1 protein-coding gene is annotated in these 250 nt (G+C 61.6%); it reads left to right on the top strand.

The window, feature by feature from the left end; genetic code table 11:
• Positions 1-207: uroporphyrinogen decarboxylase family protein (locus WDW90_RS40330; RefSeq protein ID WP_336493138.1), on the top strand; the 207-nt coding region annotated here is incomplete at its 5' end.
• Positions 208-250: the final 43 nt, after the last annotated feature.

Genomic DNA, 250 nt, shown 5'->3' with positions numbered 1-250 from the left:
GTGCAGAGCCGCCTTGCCATCCAGGGCAACCTCGACCCGCTGGTGCTGATTGCCGGCGGAGCAGCCCTGGATCGCGCGGTCGACGATGTGCTGGAAAACTACGCCGGCGGTCGATTGATCTTCAATCTCGGCCACGGCATTCAGCCCGAAACGCCGATTGCCCATGTGGAACAGATGCTGAAGCGGGTGCGGAGTTATAAGGGTTAAACTGGCCGCGAGCGTTCGATGATCTCGGCCGCGCCCTTATGCA

This window comes from Methylobacterium nigriterrae, assembly GCF_037106235.1.
GTDB lineage: Bacteria > Pseudomonadota > Alphaproteobacteria > Rhizobiales > Beijerinckiaceae > Methylobacterium > Methylobacterium nigriterrae.
Note: the sequence above shows the minus strand (reverse complement) of the source record. Positions and strands in the feature narration are given on the sequence as shown.